Below are 16,276 nucleotides of genomic sequence, written 5' to 3'. Positions count from 1 at the left end.
AAACAACAACTTTTACTGCCTGAACAGTATAAATACTGTTATAATTTCTTTATTAAAACTGTTTGTTATAAAAATAATTATTCATAAACAGTAAAAACACACCTTAAAATTCAAAAATTTAACTGGCTAATATTAGGAGTAATCAATGGCTTTAATTTCAATGCGTCAAATGCTAGATCATGCAGCTGAATTCAACTATGGCATTCCTGCATTTAATGTAAATAATTTAGAGCAAGTGCGCGCAATTATGATTGCAGCAGACAAAACGGACAGTCCTGTAATTCTTCAAGGATCGGCAGGCGCACGTAAATATGCTGGAGCCCCATTTTTACGGCATTTGATTCTAGCAGCTATTGAAGAGTTTCCTCATATTCCAGTAGTTATGCATCAAGATCATGGTACGTCACCAAGCGTTTGCCAACGTTCAATTCAATTAGGTTTTTCATCTGTAATGATGGATGGCTCTTTAATGGATGACGGTAAAACACCAAGCAGTTATGAATATAATGTTGATGTAACACGTAGAACCGTAGAAATGGCTCATGCTTGTGGTGTATCAGTTGAAGGTGAACTAGGTTGTTTAGGTTCATTAGAAACAGGTGAAGCTGGTGAAGAAGATGGCATTGGTGCTGTTGGTAAGTTAACCCTTGAACAAATGTTAACAGACCCTGAAGAAGCCGCTGACTTTGTACAAAAAACACAAGTAGATGCCTTAGCTATAGCCTGCGGTACATCGCATGGTGCATACAAATTCACTCGTCCACCAACAGGTGATATTTTAGCTATTGATCGAATCAAAGCTATTCATGCACGTATTCCTAATACACATTTAGTTATGCATGGTTCATCTTCTGTACCACAAGAATGGTTAGCTATTATTAATGAATATGGTGGTAATATCCCGGAAACTTATGGTGTACCTGTTGAACAAATTCAAGAAGGCATTAAAAACGGTGTACGTAAGGTTAATATAGATACTGATTTACGATTAGCTTCAACGGGCGCGACTCGACGTTTTCTAGCGCATAACCCAAGTGAATTTGATCCACGTAAATTTTTAGCCGAAACAACCAAAGCAATGTCTGATATTTGTGTTGCTCGTTATGAAGCATTTAATACCGCAGGTAATGCAAGTAAAATAAAACCTATCAGCCTTGATAGCATGTTTGATTTATATCAAGCAGGTAAGTTAAACGCATTAATAAAATAGAATAATTAATGCTAGGACTTAGGTAATAAAGTCCTTGTTAATAAAGAATTTATTTAAAGGGCTTAGGCCCTTTTTTTATGTAAAAAATCACCCCATTCGAAGAATTAATCACACATCTATACTTATTAGAAAACAAACTTACCTGATTATAAGATCACTGAAATAGCAGTGAATTAGCAATAAAATTAATCGAATTGCTATTAAACATCAAAACCTACTTTAAATTAATCAAAACTTCTTTATAATGAGCTCTTTTAAAGTTTTGATTTAGCCGCAGTGACGCCACATTTGTATGTTTGCTTATAAATCTACTTTTAATTGGTTCTAAGGTGCTTATGCAGCTTAGATATAATACTTCAAACTAAAAAGATCTTAAAATGTCCCGTTTACTTATTGTGATATCATTTTTGTATTTATCTGTTAGTACTTATGCACAAGGAAGTAATTTTCAAAAAACGAAGCCTGACACATCAAGTGCAACAGCAGCTGACATTCTATTTAGCTTAGAAACTCCTGATACATCTAGCAACATTAGAACTCCCCCTCTTTTTACTGGTTCAATTGAGCTGGGATTCCTTTACAAAACGGGTAATACTAATAGCGGTGATGTAAAAACAGGGTTAGATTTTCGTTTTGAAAAAAGTGCCTGGTTAAGTTTATTGAATATCGATTTGTTATTAAAAAAATCAGATGTTGTCTATGATAATGGTGATACACATTTTGAAACAACCGATAACAAATGGACTGTATCTTCACAAACAAACTACAACTTAGATAATGAAGAACAAAATTATATCTATGGCAACATTTGGTATGAAGAAAATGAATTTAGTAGTTTTGATAACCAAAGCTCCATATCAACGGGTTGGGGTCGTCACTGGTATAGGAGTAACGAAGCCTCGCTTTGGGGAGATATAGGCCCAGGTTATAAACGCGATTTATACAAAGCAACCGATACCGATCCACAATTAACCGCAGATACGTTTATTGTTCAATTACAAGCGTTGTATATACGAAGAATTGGTGAACACATTGAATTCAAAGAATATTTAAGTGCTAAGCAAGCACTTGATACAGATGAAAATAGTATTTACAAATCAGAAACAATAATCACAACAAAACTAATTTCTACGCTGCAATTAAAATTTACGATTACCTTAGGCTACAACACCAATGTAGATGAAGAACAGAAGAATTTTGATACTCAAACAGCCGCAACATTAGTCTATAGCTTCTAATATTTTAAAAAATTAAACAAATTACACATAATTAATAGCGGTTTTTTATATCCGCACAAAATGACTCATCATTGAAAAGGAAAAACTATGAACCATAAATTAGCACTTTCAACTTTATGTATATTACCACTACTATCTTATACCGTGGCAGCAGAAGATATGGCTGAAGCAAAATCACCTTATACAGCATCAGCTGAATTAGGTTTTTTATATAAGACAGGTAATACTAAGAGCGCTGATGTTAAAGCGGCTTTTAACCTTGGATACGAAAAAGACAAATGGCGTTCTACTCTTGCTTTCAATATTTTAGCTAAAAAATTAGAAACAGAAGATGACGAAGGTAATGACGAGTTTGAAACCACAGACAACAAATGGGATATTTTAACTCAAACAAATTACACTATCGGTGAAGAAGGTAAAAATTATCTTTACGGTAACCTTTCTTATCAACAAGATAAGTTCAGCGGTTATGAATCTCAAGGCTCTTTCTCTGCAGGTTGGGGTCGTCACTGGTTTGAAAACGAAACGTCATCATTTTTTGCTGATATCGGCCCTGGTGTTACATACGATGTTACTCGTGCAACAGATACAGTTCCTTCAGAAAGTAGTACTAACTTTATCATACAAGCACAAGCGCTTTATACTCACAAATTCAATGAGCATGTTCAATTTAAACAGTTTTTCGTAGCAAGACAAGCAACAGAGTCTGGTGAAAACAGCGTTTATAAATCTGAAAGCTCTATTACCGCTCAGTTAATTGATGCTTTACAACTTAAGTTTGCTTTGAGTATTGATTATGACACTGAAGTTCAACCTGAGTTTGAAAAAACAAATACAGAAACATCAATGACGTTAATTTATAACTTCTAACCTTATATGGTTTTAATAAGTTAACGCTTTATTATTACAGTTACTATTATTTACTTAAACTAAATGAAATAAAATAATAGTAACTGTAAAAAATTAATAATTACCTCCTTATTGCCCTCTTCTATTCTCCCTCTGAAAAATAAACACATATTAATACCTTTCGAGTGTAATTAACTAAACCGCCAAAAGATGTTAAGCAAAGCTACTTTCTAACACAAGCCATAAAATTATATTGCTTAAATAGCACAGCAATAATTTAGTCTTTTTCCTGCTATCATAGTAATACTCAAATTACAGACACAAAAAAACGATCCGAAGATCGCTTTTTAAAGATTAACCTATTAGTGATTAATTAAATTGGTTAGAGGTGTTTTTCGCGCCACCAGCTTTAAGTGCATTCTCACCAGCAAAGTATTCTTTGTGATCATCACCCATATCAGAGCCTGACATGTTTTGATGTTTAACACATGCAATGCCTTGACGAATCTCTTCACGTTGAACTTTCTTAACATAACCCAACATACCTTGCTCACCAAAGTATTCTTTAGCTAGGTTATCAACAGACAACGCCGTTGTATGGTATGTAGGTAGCGTAATTAAGTGATGGAACACATTAGCTTCACGTGCAGTATCTGCTTGGAAGGTACGAACACGCTCATCAGCAACAGCAGATAGTTCAGTTTCGTCGTATTCAGCACTCATTAAGTCAGCGCGTTCATAGGCAGAAACGTCTTTACCTTCTTCAACCATTGTATCGTAAGTCTGTTGACGGAAGTTAAGCGTCCAGTTGAAAGATGGTGAGTTGTTATATACAAGTTTAGCATCTGGATGAACTTTACGAACGTCATCCATCATTCCTGCAATTTCGTGTACAGTTGGCACTGCTGTCTCAATCCACAGTAAATCTGCGCCTGCATTAAGTGCACCGATACAATCGAATACACAACGTTCATGGCCAGTACCTTGACGGAATTGGTATAAACCAGAAGGTAAACGCTTAGGACGAACAAGTTTACCGTCACGGTTGAAACAAACATCGCCTTCAGCCATATCAGTTACGTCGATTTCTTCAACATCTAAGAAAGAGTTATAAATATCGCCAGAATCACCAGGCTCTTTAACAACAGCGATTTCTTTAGTAAGACCAGCACCTTCAGAGTCAGTACGAGCAACAATTAAACCATTGTCGATACCTAGCTCTAAGAAAGCATGGCGTAAAGCACGAATTTTCGCGTGGAAATCAGCATGAGGTACAGTAACTTTACCATCTTGATGTCCACATTGCTTTTCATCAGCTACTTGGTTTTCAATTTGAAGTGCACAAGCACCGGCTTCAATCATTTGCTTAGCCATTAAATAAGTCGCTTCAGCATTACCAAAGCCAGCATCAATATCAGCAACAATTGGTACAACATGTGTTACATAGTTATCAATTTGATCTTGAATTGCTGCTTTTTCGCTTTCTGTTGCTGCTGCATCTAACTCACGGAAAAGGCCGCCTAGTTCACGTGCATCAGCTTGACGTAAGAATGTATAAAGCTCTTCAACTAAAGAAGCTACAGACGTTTTTTCATGCATAGATTGATCAGGAAGTGGACCAAACTCACTGCGAAGTGCAGCAACCATCCAACCAGAAAGGTATAAATAACGACGATCAGTTTTGCCGTCAAAATGTTTCTTGATAGAAATCATTTTTTGTTGACCAACAAAACCATGCCAACAACCTAGAGATTGTGTATATTTAGTCTTGTCTGCATCAAATGCAGCCATATCAGCACGCATAATATCTGCAGTATACTGAGCAATCTCTAAACCAGTTTTGAATCTGTTTTGTGTTCTCATACGGGCTACTGATTCAGGATTAATAGGATCCCAAGATGAACCTGCTTTTTCTTTTATTGCTTTAACTGCTTCAATTGCGCTTTGATAATTAGACATAATATTCTCCAATGGTCTTATTTAACATGAATCTAAATTCTATAACTAAAATTAGGTTAGTGTAACTTGCTGTGAAAGCAACCACACCGGACAACAAAAATAATAACCAACTAGCCACTATTTATGAAATATATAATTACTATTACCACCATTCACATAGGAAATAGTATGTTTTACATTTATCTAAAATAATTAAAGTATTAAAATACAATGCATTAAAGTTCACCTAATATTAATTTCTCTTAATATAATACTAAATAATCACTATTTATCATTGAACAAGAATAAAAATTAGCTTATATTCATTTAAATTATGATTCAAGAGAGAGCTATCAAACTGATGAATATTTCTAAAATTGATTTAAATTTACTCATTTATTTAGACGTACTACTTAGAGAAAAGAATGTTACTCGCGCTGCTGGTCAGCTTAACATTACTCAACCTGCGATGAGTAATGGCTTAAAAAGACTAAGAACGCTATTCAATGACCCTATACTAGTACGCACTTCTGACGGTATGTCTCCAACTGAAAGAGCAAGAGCACTAGCGCCAGCTATTAGAAAAATATTACTTGAATTAGAAAAAACATTGCAAGGCGAAGAAGAATTTAACGAACAGAATAGTACTCGCGTTTTTCGCATTATGGCCAGTGATTATGCGGCATCTACCCTACTACCAAAGTTATTAAAACTTCTTAATAAAGTAGCACCTAATGTCACTATTGATATTATGACACCAAGTGATGTTACCTTTCATGATGTTGAAGCCGGTAAAATCGATATGGCCATAAACCGCTTTGATGAACTTCCACAATCCTTTCATCAAAAGTCTATTTGGCGTGATTCCTTTTCTTGCTTAGTAAGTGCTGATAATCCTATTGTTACTAAATTCAATTTGAATTCTTACTTAGCAGCAAAACATGTTTGGGTATCAAAAACCGGTTTTGGTGTTGGGGTTGGAATGAATCCAAACGACGTACAAAAACTTGGCTGGGTTGATGAATCATTAGCAAGGTTAGGAAAGAAACGCGACATAAAGGTATTCACTCGAAACTACCATGTTGCCATGCAACTTGCTTTTGAAGATAACTTAATTGCTACGTTACCAACAAAAGCCGCTATGTTACATAAAAGCGATGCTAATTATATTATTGTTAAACCACCATTTGAAATTCCTGACATGGAATTAAAAATGATATGGAGCCCTTTACTTCATCATGATGCAAGCCATATATGGTTCAGACATTTGGTAATAGAAGCTGCTAGGTTAGTGCAAATGTAGAGTAAATCTATTTGTTAACTCAAAGCTTACTGAGGTAACCAGCTCTGAGTTAACAATAAATTTAATAATGTTGAAATAAACCTATAAAAACTTTCTAGTTAATTGAGTTAGAATGAAAAATATTATTTATACCATAATAGCTATTAGCATTTGCTTAATATCTGGCAGAATGCTTTACAGTGTTATCGGCGGTTTACCAGCAAGTTTATACGGCATGATAATGTATTGCTTATTATTACAGTTAGGTTGGTTTAATCCTGATAAAGTTCAACAAGCAAACCAATGGGGAATAAAGCATATGGGGATTTGCTTTATTCCTGCAGCTGTAGGAGTAATTAATCATTTTGAATTATTTCAACGACATGGTTATTCGATAGTCGCAATTATTCTTGTCACCACCTTTATATTAATAACCTTTGTTGGCATTTTAGCTGAAAAATATTTAACAAAAAAATCAAAACCAGCTGTAGATGCAAAGGATTATTGATATGTTATTTGAAAACATAAATCTAGTCGATTCGTTAATGCTCACCTTAATGACTTTAGCACTATATCAAAGTGTTTCTTGGGCTCAGCAAAAATGGCAGTTGATTTGGTTAAACCCAATGCTATTCTCTACTGTTTTCATCATACCCTACTTACTATTAAATAATATTGATTACCCAAGTTATCGCGAATCAACACAAGTATTAAACGCCTTATTAGAGCCGGCTACTGTTGCTTTAGGCTTCCCTCTTTATCAGCAGCTTCAGCATATAAAACGCTATTGGAAAGAGCTCATTGCAATACTCGCGTTAGGTATATGTATTGTGATGATTATTAGCTTTTCGTTAACCATGTTATTAATTCATCAAACTGAAATCGCTATTGCTTTATCATTGAAATCAGTGACTACTCCTATAGGTATAACCTTAACAGAGCGGTTGCAAGGTGATAGTTCAATAACCGCTTTTGCCATTATGATTGCAGGATTTTCTGGTGCTATTTTAGGCCCAATTTGGCTTAAGTTTATTAATATACGCAGCGATATTGCTATTGGACTCGCTATTGGAACGGGTAGTCATGTTATTGGTAGCATTATTTTATCAAAGAACAACCTTAATCAAGGAGCATATAGCTCAGTGGCGTTAATAATATCAGCGTTATTAACCGCATTAATAATACCGATAATGGTTCCTTTATTGTTACCACTTTTTTAAGCGTAAGAAATTCACTATAACTAAATTTAAAAAACATATGGAAATACATTCACAAAATGAATAATAGTTATAATAACACTGTCATTGCTAGTCCATGCTATTAGCAATAGGATAGAGTTATTAAACTGAAGTGTTATCTAACTTCTACCTAAACAGATGAAATGTCACCAGAGTAAGCGAGGAAAACATGACTCAAAACGTAAAATTATCAGGCTTAACAATAAACCAAGAATTATTTGATTTTATTGAACACGAAGCTCTACCAGATACAGGAATATCTTCATCACAATTTTGGCAAGATTTTGCTCAAATTATTAATGATTTGTCTGGTGACAATAAAAAATTACTGATTAAACGCGAAGAATTACAAGAACAACTTGATAATTGGCATCAAGATAACTTTGGTGAGAAGTTTAACTTTGCTAATTATAAACAATTTTTAACGGATATCGGTTACTTAGCACCGGTTGTTGAAGACTTTTCTATCACTACAGAAAATGTTGATGCAGAACTTGCGACTATTGCAGGGCCGCAACTTGTTGTACCAATAATGAATGCTCGTTTCGCTCTGAACGCTGTAAATGCGCGTTGGGGCAGTTTATATGACGCTTTATATGGTACGGATGTTATCAGCAATGACAATGGTGCAGAAAAAGCTGGTGCATACAACCCTGTTCGTGGTGCAAAAGTAATTAGCTACGCTAAAGATTTCCTAGATCAAGCAATACCGCTAATTGATGCAAACCATAAAGATGTTGTTGCTTATCATTTAAATGAACAGCAACTCATGGTGAGCTTAAGTAATGGCAAACAAAGCTCATTGCAAAATAATGAATCATTCATTGGTTTTACTGGCAGTATCAGCAAGCCAAATACCTTAGTATTTAAGCATAACAACTTACACCTTGAATTGGTTTTTGATGCCACAAGTGAAATAGGTAAAGCAGATCCATCAACTTTAAGCGATGTGATAATTGAGTCAGCCTTAACAACTATTATGGATTGTGAAGACTCTGTTGCCGCTGTAGACGGTGAAGATAAAGTGATTGCTTATCGGAATTGGCTTGGCTTAATGAAAGGCAATTTAACTGAGAATATTTCTAAAGCTGGTCAATCATTTACACGTAAAATGAACAGCGATAGACAATACCAGTCACTATCGGGTGAAACTATATCACTTAAAGGTCGCAGTTTAATGTTTGTGCGTAATGTTGGTCATTTAATGACAAATAACGCAATTATTGATGAACAAGGTAACGAAATACCTGAAGGCATTTTAGATGCCATGATCACGTCATTAATAGCCTTACATGACATAAAAGGTAATGGCTCATTAAGTAATAGTAATGAAGGCTCTATTTACATAGTTAAGCCTAAAATGCATGGCCCTGATGAAGTGCAATTTGCCAACACACTCTTTTCTCGTGTAGAAAGCGCCCTATTATTACCGCCTAACACCATAAAGATGGGCATTATGGATGAAGAAAGACGCACCAGTGTCAATTTAAAAAACTGTATCCATGCAGCTAAAGAGCGAGTGGTATTTATCAACACTGGATTTTTAGATAGAACTGGTGACGAAATTCACACGTCTATGGCCGCAGGACCTATGGCACGTAAAGCTGATATTAAATTGACACCTTGGATAGGCGCTTATGAGAATAACAATGTAGATGTTGGTTTAGCCTGTGGTTTTAGTCAAAAAGCTCAAATAGGTAAAGGCATGTGGCCAATACCTGATCAAATGGCGAATATGGTAGCAACCAAAATAAATCATGTTGAAGCCGGCGCAAATACTGCTTGGGTTCCTTCACCGACAGCAGCTACATTGCATGCCCTGCATTATCACCGTATTGATGTATTCTCTCTTCAAAAAGATTTAATGCAACGTGAAAGTGCTAATTTAGATGATATTTTAACTATCCCATTGGCGCAAGATACTAACTGGAGCATAGATGAGATTACTGAAGAGCTAGATAATAATGCCCAAGGCATATTAGGTTATGTAGTTCGTTGGATAGACCAAGGTATTGGTTGCTCTAAAGTACCAGATATTAATAATGTTGGTTTAATGGAAGATAGAGCAACGTTACGTATTTCTAGTCAACATATCGCAAATTGGCTTTACCATAAAATTTGCACGCCAGAACAAGTACAAGCAAGCTTAGAAAAAATGGCGAAGATTGTTGATGGCCAAAATGCTGGAGATCCAAGTTACCAGTCAATGAGTGCCGACTTTACGAATAATATCGCTTTTAAAGCAGCTTCGGCACTCGTTTTTCAAGGTGCTGAACAACCAAGCGGGTATACAGAGCCATTATTGCATCAATTTAGGTTAGATAAAAAGGCTAGTACAAGTAGTTAATTTGTTAATGCGTTAATGCGTTAAGTAATAATAGCCAGAGATTGAAGCTCTGGCTATTGTAAACGTCTACAATATGACGCTAATTAGTAAAACTAAATTCCATAAATATGCTTATCATATGGATTAAAACGCTTTATCCTAGTAAATATTCTGCATACCTTATTAATATAGTATTTACCTTTGTAAAAAAATATAGTTATAATGTATCTTTAAATTTCTAAATTGGCAGGAGAACTATATGAAAACATTATTTTCACTATTATTGATTGTTTCGATCACTATAATTTCATGGTCTACATTTGCCAAAAGCAATTTAATACAGGCCAACACGCTTTATATTCAATCATCATCAACATCAGAGCTAATGGCACTAAAACCCTCATTATCGACTCAAACTATTGATGAAAGTATAGCTTTATCATCAAATAATAGTAAATATAAGAACAATGAGTTCTTTGAAATGACTATGATTTTTAATGAAAAGCTGCAACAATTTATTTCATCTTTCAAATAGTTGACTTAAAACAGACTACTTATAATCGTTTACTTAAAATAATTTAGTTAAAATAGTTTAGCTAAAAACCAACCTCTGACTTACTTTTCTACCAATAACTAATCTATTGTTATTGAAGTCGAGCTCAGTAATGAGTATTACGTCACTTTAATACTCATTTATTCAGTAAGTCAGATATTAACTTCCCCAAAGCCAAAAAAGACTGTTCTCGCATACTTGCTTTTCGCCAAATCATGCCTATATCTCGATAAACATCATCTTGTATTGGTTTAATCGTTAAACCTTCAAACTTCCCAACGCCCTTTTCTACCGCCATTTGAGGAAGAAATGTAATACCGTGGTGAAAAACCGTCATCTGAACCAGTGTTGCAATGCTTGAGGCAGAAAAATTATTAATACGAGTATTATCCGCTAGTTGGCAAGCTGATACTGTATGCTCAGTTAAACAGTGCTCTTCTTTGAGAAGGAATATACTGCTTTTTGGTAAACTATCATAATTACGTGAATTTAAAATATTGTTCACAAGATTTTCTTCGCCGGCTATATAGAATTTATCTCTACCCAATATTTGCATTGAAAAATTATGTTTGGTGATAGGAAAGGCTAATATTGCACAATCAATCTCTCCTTGCTCTAATTGCATCATTAAGTTTTCAGTCGTGTCTTCACACAAATAAAGCTTAAGTTTTGGTAACTTCCTTTGACATAGCAAGACTAAATCAGTCAATAAGAAAGGAGCAATAGTTGGAATACAGCCTATTCGCACACTCCCTTCATTTTGGCTTTCTTGTTGTTTAGCAAAGGTTACGAATTCATTCGCACTTAATAACAACTGCTTTGCCAGTAAAACGACTTGTTTACCATGACTAGTGAAAACAAAACTCTTATGATCACGCTCTAATAGCTGACAAGAAAGCTGCTCTTCTAATTTTAAGATTGCACTACTTAATGTTGATTGGCTCACAAAAGAAGCTTGTGCAGCTTTATTAAAATGCTTGTGCTTATCAAGTGCTAATAAGTAGTTTAAATGTTTAAGATTAGGTAACTTGTTATTGAAAATATTATTATCCATAGACAGCTATAGTATTGATTTAACCTTAATCAATACTATAGCAATTTAATTAAACGATTACTCTTTTGTGCTGATTAAAGTATACCATTGCGACATTATGCTCAATCACCAACACATTCCTACTCAACCCAACTCCTACCTTGGTTTACTTTTATTATATACAGTAAGATCACAAATATAATAACAATGGTATTAGTAGAGCTAGTTAGGCAAAAGAATAAATTGATTAGCTACCTTTAAATCTATTACTAGATACGTTATTGTTACTCAAATTAATTCTCACTACAGTTATGAATAGGAAAAAATATGTCTCAAGCAGCAGCACGTCATTTATTGGTTGATACTGAAGAACAATGTTTAGCATTAAAAGCTGACATTGAAAATGGAAAAGACTTTGCAGAAGTGGCTCAAGAGCACTCTAATTGTCCATCTAAAGCACAAGGTGGTAGTTTAGGTACTTTTGGCCCAGGCCAAATGGTTCCTGAGTTTGATAAAGTAGTATTTTCTGCTCCACTTAATGAAGTACAAGGTCCAGTGAAAACTCAATTTGGTTATCATTTACTTGAGGTTACTGAACGTAGCGAGTAAAACGTTAACCTGATTTTTATCCGCTTGGTAGTATATTGGGTAATAGCTAATCACCTACGACAGAAAAGCAAAAAGCCGCATTAATATTGCGGCTTTTTAATTTTTATCATTTAGATATCGATTACATCAAGATATTAAGCAAATATCGCTTTCATCATCCAGAAGAACATAATTGATAATGCTGCGCCTACTGGTAAAGTGATTACCCAAGAAATAACAATGTTACGTACTACACCTAAGTTAATTGCTGCAATACCACGCGCCATCCCTACACCTAATACCGCACCTACCAAGGTTTGAGTAGTCGAAATAGGTAAGCCTGCTCCTGAGGCGATAACAACGGTACACGCTGCGGCTAATTCAGCTGCAAAACCACGACTTGGTGTTAAATGCGTAATACCTTGACCAATTGTTGCAATAACTTTATGACCAAAGATAGCTAGACCCGCAACAATACCAAAACCACCTAATGGTAATATCCACCAAGCTATTGCTGATTTAGCTGCAATTTCACCACCATTATCAACAATACTAACTACTGCAGCTAATGGACCAATAGCGTTAGCAACATCGTTTGAACCATGAGCAAAGGCCATACAACAAGCGGTTACAATCATTAACACAGCAAACACTTTTTCAACATTAGCATAATGTGTTTTAAGCTCTGCAGATTCATCAAACTTGATTCGGCTAATAAAATATTTACCGATTAAAGCGACAATAACTGAGGTAATAGCGGCATAAATAAACGCATCAGTTGTATCTATATGTAAATCTAAGTGTTTTAACCCTTTTGTAATCGTAACAAGCGCAAGAACAAAACCGGCAAAAAACATGTACATTGGTACCCAACGCTTAGCTTGCACTAAAGGTTTATCCGTATCAAAAATAAGTTTTTGTGCACTATTAAAGATAATAAACGCGATAACACCGGAGATTAATGGTGTTATTACCCAACTTCCAACAATACCAAGCACTTTAGACCAAGTAACAGCATCAACACTCACGCCCATTGCCGCAAAACCTACAATAGCACCAACAATAGAATGTGTTGTAGATACAGGCCAACCTAATGCAGACGCAATAAGTAACCACGTTGCCGCAGCAAATAGCGCTGAAATCATCCCAAAGACGAGTAATTCAGGTGAATCTATAAAAAAGCTAGCATCAATAATCCCTTTACGAATCGTTGAAGTAACTTCGCCACCCGCTAAATAAGCACCGGCAAATTCAAATACCATAGCGATTATAATTGCTTGCTTAATAGTTAACGCTTTAGAGCCAACTGAAGTGCCCATTGCGTTTGCTACGTCGTTAGCACCAATGCCCCACGCCATAAACAAACCAACAATAGCGGCGATCATGACTAAAATAGAGCCTGAATTTTGTATAATTTCCATCGGTTAAACCCTATTTTCTAGCTAAAAGAATTTCTAAACGTGCACCTACACGCTCAGCAAGATCAGCTAAATCACCAACCCAATCAAAAATTTGATATAAAAATATTACATCAACGGGATTTAACTCACTTTCTAAAGCAAGTAAATCTTTACGCAACACGATTTGCATGTTGTCAGTATCTTTCTCAATCTCATCTAATTGATTTATCATTTTTTCAACTAGCTCTACTTCGCGTCCACGAAAGCCAGTTTCTAATAAATCATCTAATTCACTAATCGCTTCGGCTGCTTTTTCAGTCGCTTCAATACAGCGTGCTAAATAGGCATCAAATTGTATGTGTAAACTTTCAGGAATTTCTAACTTTCTACCTAGAATGCGCCCCGAAATATCTTTAGCTTTATTCGCTATTTTATCTTGCTGACTAAGTAGCTCAAGCAAATCAGCTCGGTCTACCGGCATAAATAAACCACCCGGCAGCTCTAAACGTAATTGTCGTTTCAATACGTCCGCATCTTGCTCTAATTTCGATAACTTGCGACGAACCTTAGCTGCTTCACTCCAGTTTTGCTCGCTACAAGCGTTAAAAAATGGAATAAGTTGATTGCTACATTTAACAACCAATTTTATATGTTTTACTAATGGTTTAATTGGGGACTTTGCAAAAACACCCAATATTGAATTGCTGGCCATGATATTTTCCAGTTATTATTTTCGTTGTAAATCAATTAATGTTGATCATACCGTATTTATTTAACTAAGTTAAACTTTCCTACAATACCAATTTGATTAAATTTGAGTGGAGAATAACTTAATCAAGTTGACATAATACAGTGAAATCGACCTATATACGCTTAATTTATTTTAGCTACGAAGATTATATGACACTTATATGACATTTTTATTACAGGGGTGAAACTGATCATTCATTATAAAATAACGAACAGAGCCGTAAGCACCTACCTTTGATAAATGGAGAACATTATTTTAAGAATAGCTTATAAATGAGCTTATGAATTAATTTATTATAAGGAGGAAATGCTGTAGATGCCGTATTTATCTTACCTTTTTTAAAGACTGATTTTGCTTTGGAAAAAGTTAAAAAACCTTCATGACCATGATAATGTCCCATACCTGATGGACCTATACCACCAAACGGCATATCGTCTTGAGCAACATGCATTGCTGCGTCATTTAAACAAACGCCTCCCGCATGTGTCCTTTCAAGTACAGCCTGTTGAATATCTGCATTATAACTACATAAATATAAAGCCAGTGGACGAGGCCTAGCATTTACATAAGCAATCACTTCATCTATATCCTTATAACTAACTATGGGTAAAATAGGGCCAAAAATTTCTTCCTGCATTAACAGCATATCGTCATTAACATTATTAACTAGCGTTAATGGAATCTTTCCTGCTGACAAGCAATCTTGCTGATTATCGTTACCTAATGGCGTTAAAATAGCACCTTTAGCTTGAGCATCCTCTAGCCAATGGTTCAATCGTTGTAACTGCATGTCATTAATTATTGCACCATAATCTTTATTATTAGCCACACTAGGGTACATTTTATTAAATTGTTTGCTTATTGAATTTTTTAGCTCATCAACGCGTCCCTTCGGACAAAGAATATAATCTGGTGCGACACACGTTTGCCCCGCGTTAAGCGTTTTACCTAAAATAAAACGGCATACAGCATCGTTAATCTCAATTTCATCATCAATAATTGTTGGTGATTTACCGCCTAACTCTAAAGTAACAGGTGTTAAATTTTTAGCTGCTGCTGCCATGACTATTTTGCCAACACGGGTTGACCCAGTAAAAATCAAATGATCAAAAGGTTGTGCAGAAAAGTGAGAAGCAACATCAGGACCACCATTAATTACAGCCACTTTATCGTTTGAGAATATACTCAACAGCATTTCTTTTACTACATCATTTGTCGCGGGCGTAAATTCAGACATTTTAATCATCGCTCTATTCCCAGCAGCAAGTGCTGTTGTTAAAGGGCCAAGCGATAAAAATAACGGATAATTCCACGGTGTAATAATGCCAACAACGCCTAACGGCTGATACATTACAAAAGCTTTCGCTGGTTGAAAAAGTAAAGCGACATGACGTTTTGATGGCTTCATCCATGTTTTAATATGTTTAATCGAGTAATTAATACCCATAATTGTAGGCATTAAATCAGCCATCTTACTATCGTCAACACTACGGCAGCCAAAATCTTCTGACAGTGCTTTAAGTAAAGCCTCTTGAGAGCTAAGAATAGCTGATTTTAATTTAACTAAATCATCTATACGTGCTTGTGCAGATAGATAAGGATCATTAATAAAGGCTTTTTTTTGCATCAATAAAACATTATCAATTTGACCAATCTCTTGTTGATCATCTAATTCGCTATATAAATTATTAGCCATTCTTATTTACCTCAATTACCTGGGAATTAATTTTATAAGTCATAGAAAATAGTTGTAACAACTATTGCTATACTACATCGAATTGATTAGTTTATTAACATGCAAAATTAATCAGTTAGTTAAGCTGATCCGATGAGCTATCTAAGCATAGAATTTTACTTATGGCGATAATTT

At 35.1% G+C, this 16,276-nt stretch carries 14 protein-coding genes; 9 read left to right on the top strand and 5 right to left on the bottom strand.

Annotation, left to right across the window (positions count from 1 at the left end; genetic code table 11):
- Positions 1 to 145: 145 nt before the first annotated feature.
- From fba to GQS55_RS05540, 3 genes are all read left to right on the top strand, one after another.
- Positions 146 to 1,210, top strand: coding sequence for a class II fructose-bisphosphate aldolase (gene fba / locus GQS55_RS05550; protein WP_159818724.1), 1,065 nt, complete (start codon positions 146 to 148; stop codon positions 1,208 to 1,210).
- A 377-nt stretch (positions 1,211 to 1,587) separates the two neighbouring features.
- Complete coding sequence (locus GQS55_RS05545) at positions 1,588 to 2,448, top strand: DUF481 domain-containing protein (protein WP_159818722.1); 861 nt, start codon at positions 1,588 to 1,590, stop codon at positions 2,446 to 2,448.
- 87 nt (positions 2,449 to 2,535) lie between these two features.
- A complete protein-coding gene (locus tag GQS55_RS05540) occupies positions 2,536 to 3,318 on the top strand; it encodes a DUF481 domain-containing protein (protein ID WP_159818720.1) in 783 nt (260 codons plus the stop codon).
- 348 nt (positions 3,319 to 3,666) lie between these two features.
- On the opposite strand, the gene GQS55_RS05535 is transcribed toward GQS55_RS05540, so the two are convergent.
- Positions 3,667 to 5,256, bottom strand: a complete 1,590-nt coding sequence (locus GQS55_RS05535; RefSeq protein WP_159818718.1) for an isocitrate lyase — start codon at positions 5,254 to 5,256, stop codon at positions 3,667 to 3,669.
- Between the two features lie 340 nt (positions 5,257 to 5,596).
- On the opposite strand from GQS55_RS05535, the gene GQS55_RS05530 reads away from it, so the two are divergent.
- From GQS55_RS05530 to GQS55_RS05510, 5 genes are all read left to right on the top strand, one after another.
- A complete protein-coding gene (locus GQS55_RS05530; RefSeq protein WP_159818716.1) occupies positions 5,597 to 6,538 on the top strand; it encodes a LysR family transcriptional regulator in 942 nt (313 codons plus the stop codon).
- Positions 6,539 to 6,650: 112 nt separating this feature from the next.
- Positions 6,651 to 7,025: a CidA/LrgA family protein gene (locus GQS55_RS05525; protein WP_159818714.1), complete on the top strand. Its 375-nt coding sequence runs from the start codon at positions 6,651 to 6,653 to the stop codon at positions 7,023 to 7,025.
- Position 7,026: 1 nt separating this feature from the next.
- Positions 7,027 to 7,737 carry an LrgB family protein gene (locus tag GQS55_RS05520; protein WP_159818712.1) on the top strand — a complete coding sequence of 237 codons (711 nt, stop codon included), beginning with the start codon at positions 7,027 to 7,029 and terminating at the stop codon, positions 7,735 to 7,737.
- Positions 7,738 to 7,924: 187 nt separating this feature from the next.
- Complete coding sequence (locus GQS55_RS05515; protein WP_159818710.1) at positions 7,925 to 10,102, top strand: malate synthase G; 2,178 nt, start codon at positions 7,925 to 7,927, stop codon at positions 10,100 to 10,102.
- A 238-nt stretch (positions 10,103 to 10,340) separates the two neighbouring features.
- Positions 10,341 to 10,616, top strand: coding sequence for a hypothetical protein (locus GQS55_RS05510; RefSeq protein ID WP_159818708.1), 276 nt, complete (start codon positions 10,341 to 10,343; stop codon positions 10,614 to 10,616).
- 154 nt (positions 10,617 to 10,770) lie between these two features.
- On the opposite strand, the gene GQS55_RS05505 is transcribed toward GQS55_RS05510, so the two are convergent.
- On the bottom strand, positions 10,771 to 11,688 hold the full coding sequence (locus GQS55_RS05505) for a hydrogen peroxide-inducible genes activator (RefSeq protein WP_159818706.1): 918 nt from the start codon (positions 11,686 to 11,688) through the stop codon (positions 10,771 to 10,773).
- A 306-nt stretch (positions 11,689 to 11,994) separates the two neighbouring features.
- On the opposite strand from GQS55_RS05505, the gene GQS55_RS05500 reads away from it, so the two are divergent.
- Positions 11,995 to 12,276, top strand: a complete 282-nt coding sequence (locus tag GQS55_RS05500; protein WP_159818704.1) for a peptidylprolyl isomerase — start codon at positions 11,995 to 11,997, stop codon at positions 12,274 to 12,276.
- Positions 12,277 to 12,410: 134 nt separating this feature from the next.
- Here GQS55_RS05500 and GQS55_RS05495 read toward each other — a convergent pair whose 3' ends face one another.
- From GQS55_RS05495 to GQS55_RS05485, 3 genes are all read right to left on the bottom strand, one after another.
- The gene (locus GQS55_RS05495; RefSeq protein WP_159818702.1) at positions 12,411 to 13,676 is read right to left on the bottom strand and encodes an inorganic phosphate transporter; all 1,266 of its coding nucleotides are present in this window, start codon (positions 13,674 to 13,676) and stop codon (positions 12,411 to 12,413) included.
- A 10-nt stretch (positions 13,677 to 13,686) separates the two neighbouring features.
- Positions 13,687 to 14,367, bottom strand: a complete 681-nt coding sequence (locus GQS55_RS05490; protein ID WP_159818700.1) for a TIGR00153 family protein — start codon at positions 14,365 to 14,367, stop codon at positions 13,687 to 13,689.
- A gap of 289 nt (positions 14,368 to 14,656) precedes the next feature.
- Entirely contained in the window at positions 14,657 to 16,102 is a 1,446-nt protein-coding gene (locus tag GQS55_RS05485; protein ID WP_159818698.1) for a coniferyl aldehyde dehydrogenase, read from the bottom strand.
- Positions 16,103 to 16,276: the final 174 nt, after the last annotated feature.

It is taken from the genome of Colwellia sp. 20A7, assembly GCF_009832865.1.
In the GTDB taxonomy this organism is placed as follows: Bacteria; Pseudomonadota; Gammaproteobacteria; order Enterobacterales; family Alteromonadaceae; genus Colwellia.
Note: the sequence above shows the minus strand (reverse complement) of the source record. Positions and strands in the feature narration are given on the sequence as shown.

What these genes read in the sequence shown, in the direction of transcription:
- fba (WP_159818724.1), top strand. Translation starts at nt 146, where the DNA reads ATGGCTTTAATTTCAATGCGTCAAATGCTAGATCATGCAGCTGAATTC.
- GQS55_RS05545 (WP_159818722.1), top strand. Translation starts at nt 1,588, where the DNA reads ATGTCCCGTTTACTTATTGTGATATCATTTTTGTATTTATCTGTTAGT.
- GQS55_RS05540 (WP_159818720.1), top strand. Translation starts at nt 2,536, where the DNA reads ATGAACCATAAATTAGCACTTTCAACTTTATGTATATTACCACTACTA.
- GQS55_RS05535 (WP_159818718.1), bottom strand. Translation starts at nt 5,256, where the DNA reads ATGTCTAATTATCAAAGCGCAATTGAAGCAGTTAAAGCAATAAAAGAA.
- GQS55_RS05530 (WP_159818716.1), top strand. Translation starts at nt 5,597, where the DNA reads ATGAATATTTCTAAAATTGATTTAAATTTACTCATTTATTTAGACGTA.
- GQS55_RS05525 (WP_159818714.1), top strand. Translation starts at nt 6,651, where the DNA reads ATGAAAAATATTATTTATACCATAATAGCTATTAGCATTTGCTTAATA.
- GQS55_RS05520 (WP_159818712.1), top strand. Translation starts at nt 7,027, where the DNA reads ATGTTATTTGAAAACATAAATCTAGTCGATTCGTTAATGCTCACCTTA.
- GQS55_RS05515 (WP_159818710.1), top strand. Translation starts at nt 7,925, where the DNA reads ATGACTCAAAACGTAAAATTATCAGGCTTAACAATAAACCAAGAATTA.
- GQS55_RS05510 (WP_159818708.1), top strand. Translation starts at nt 10,341, where the DNA reads ATGAAAACATTATTTTCACTATTATTGATTGTTTCGATCACTATAATT.
- GQS55_RS05505 (WP_159818706.1), bottom strand. Translation starts at nt 11,688, where the DNA reads ATGGATAATAATATTTTCAATAACAAGTTACCTAATCTTAAACATTTA.
- GQS55_RS05500 (WP_159818704.1), top strand. Translation starts at nt 11,995, where the DNA reads ATGTCTCAAGCAGCAGCACGTCATTTATTGGTTGATACTGAAGAACAA.
- GQS55_RS05495 (WP_159818702.1), bottom strand. Translation starts at nt 13,676, where the DNA reads ATGGAAATTATACAAAATTCAGGCTCTATTTTAGTCATGATCGCCGCT.
- GQS55_RS05490 (WP_159818700.1), bottom strand. Translation starts at nt 14,367, where the DNA reads ATGGCCAGCAATTCAATATTGGGTGTTTTTGCAAAGTCCCCAATTAAA.
- GQS55_RS05485 (WP_159818698.1), bottom strand. Translation starts at nt 16,102, where the DNA reads ATGGCTAATAATTTATATAGCGAATTAGATGATCAACAAGAGATTGGT.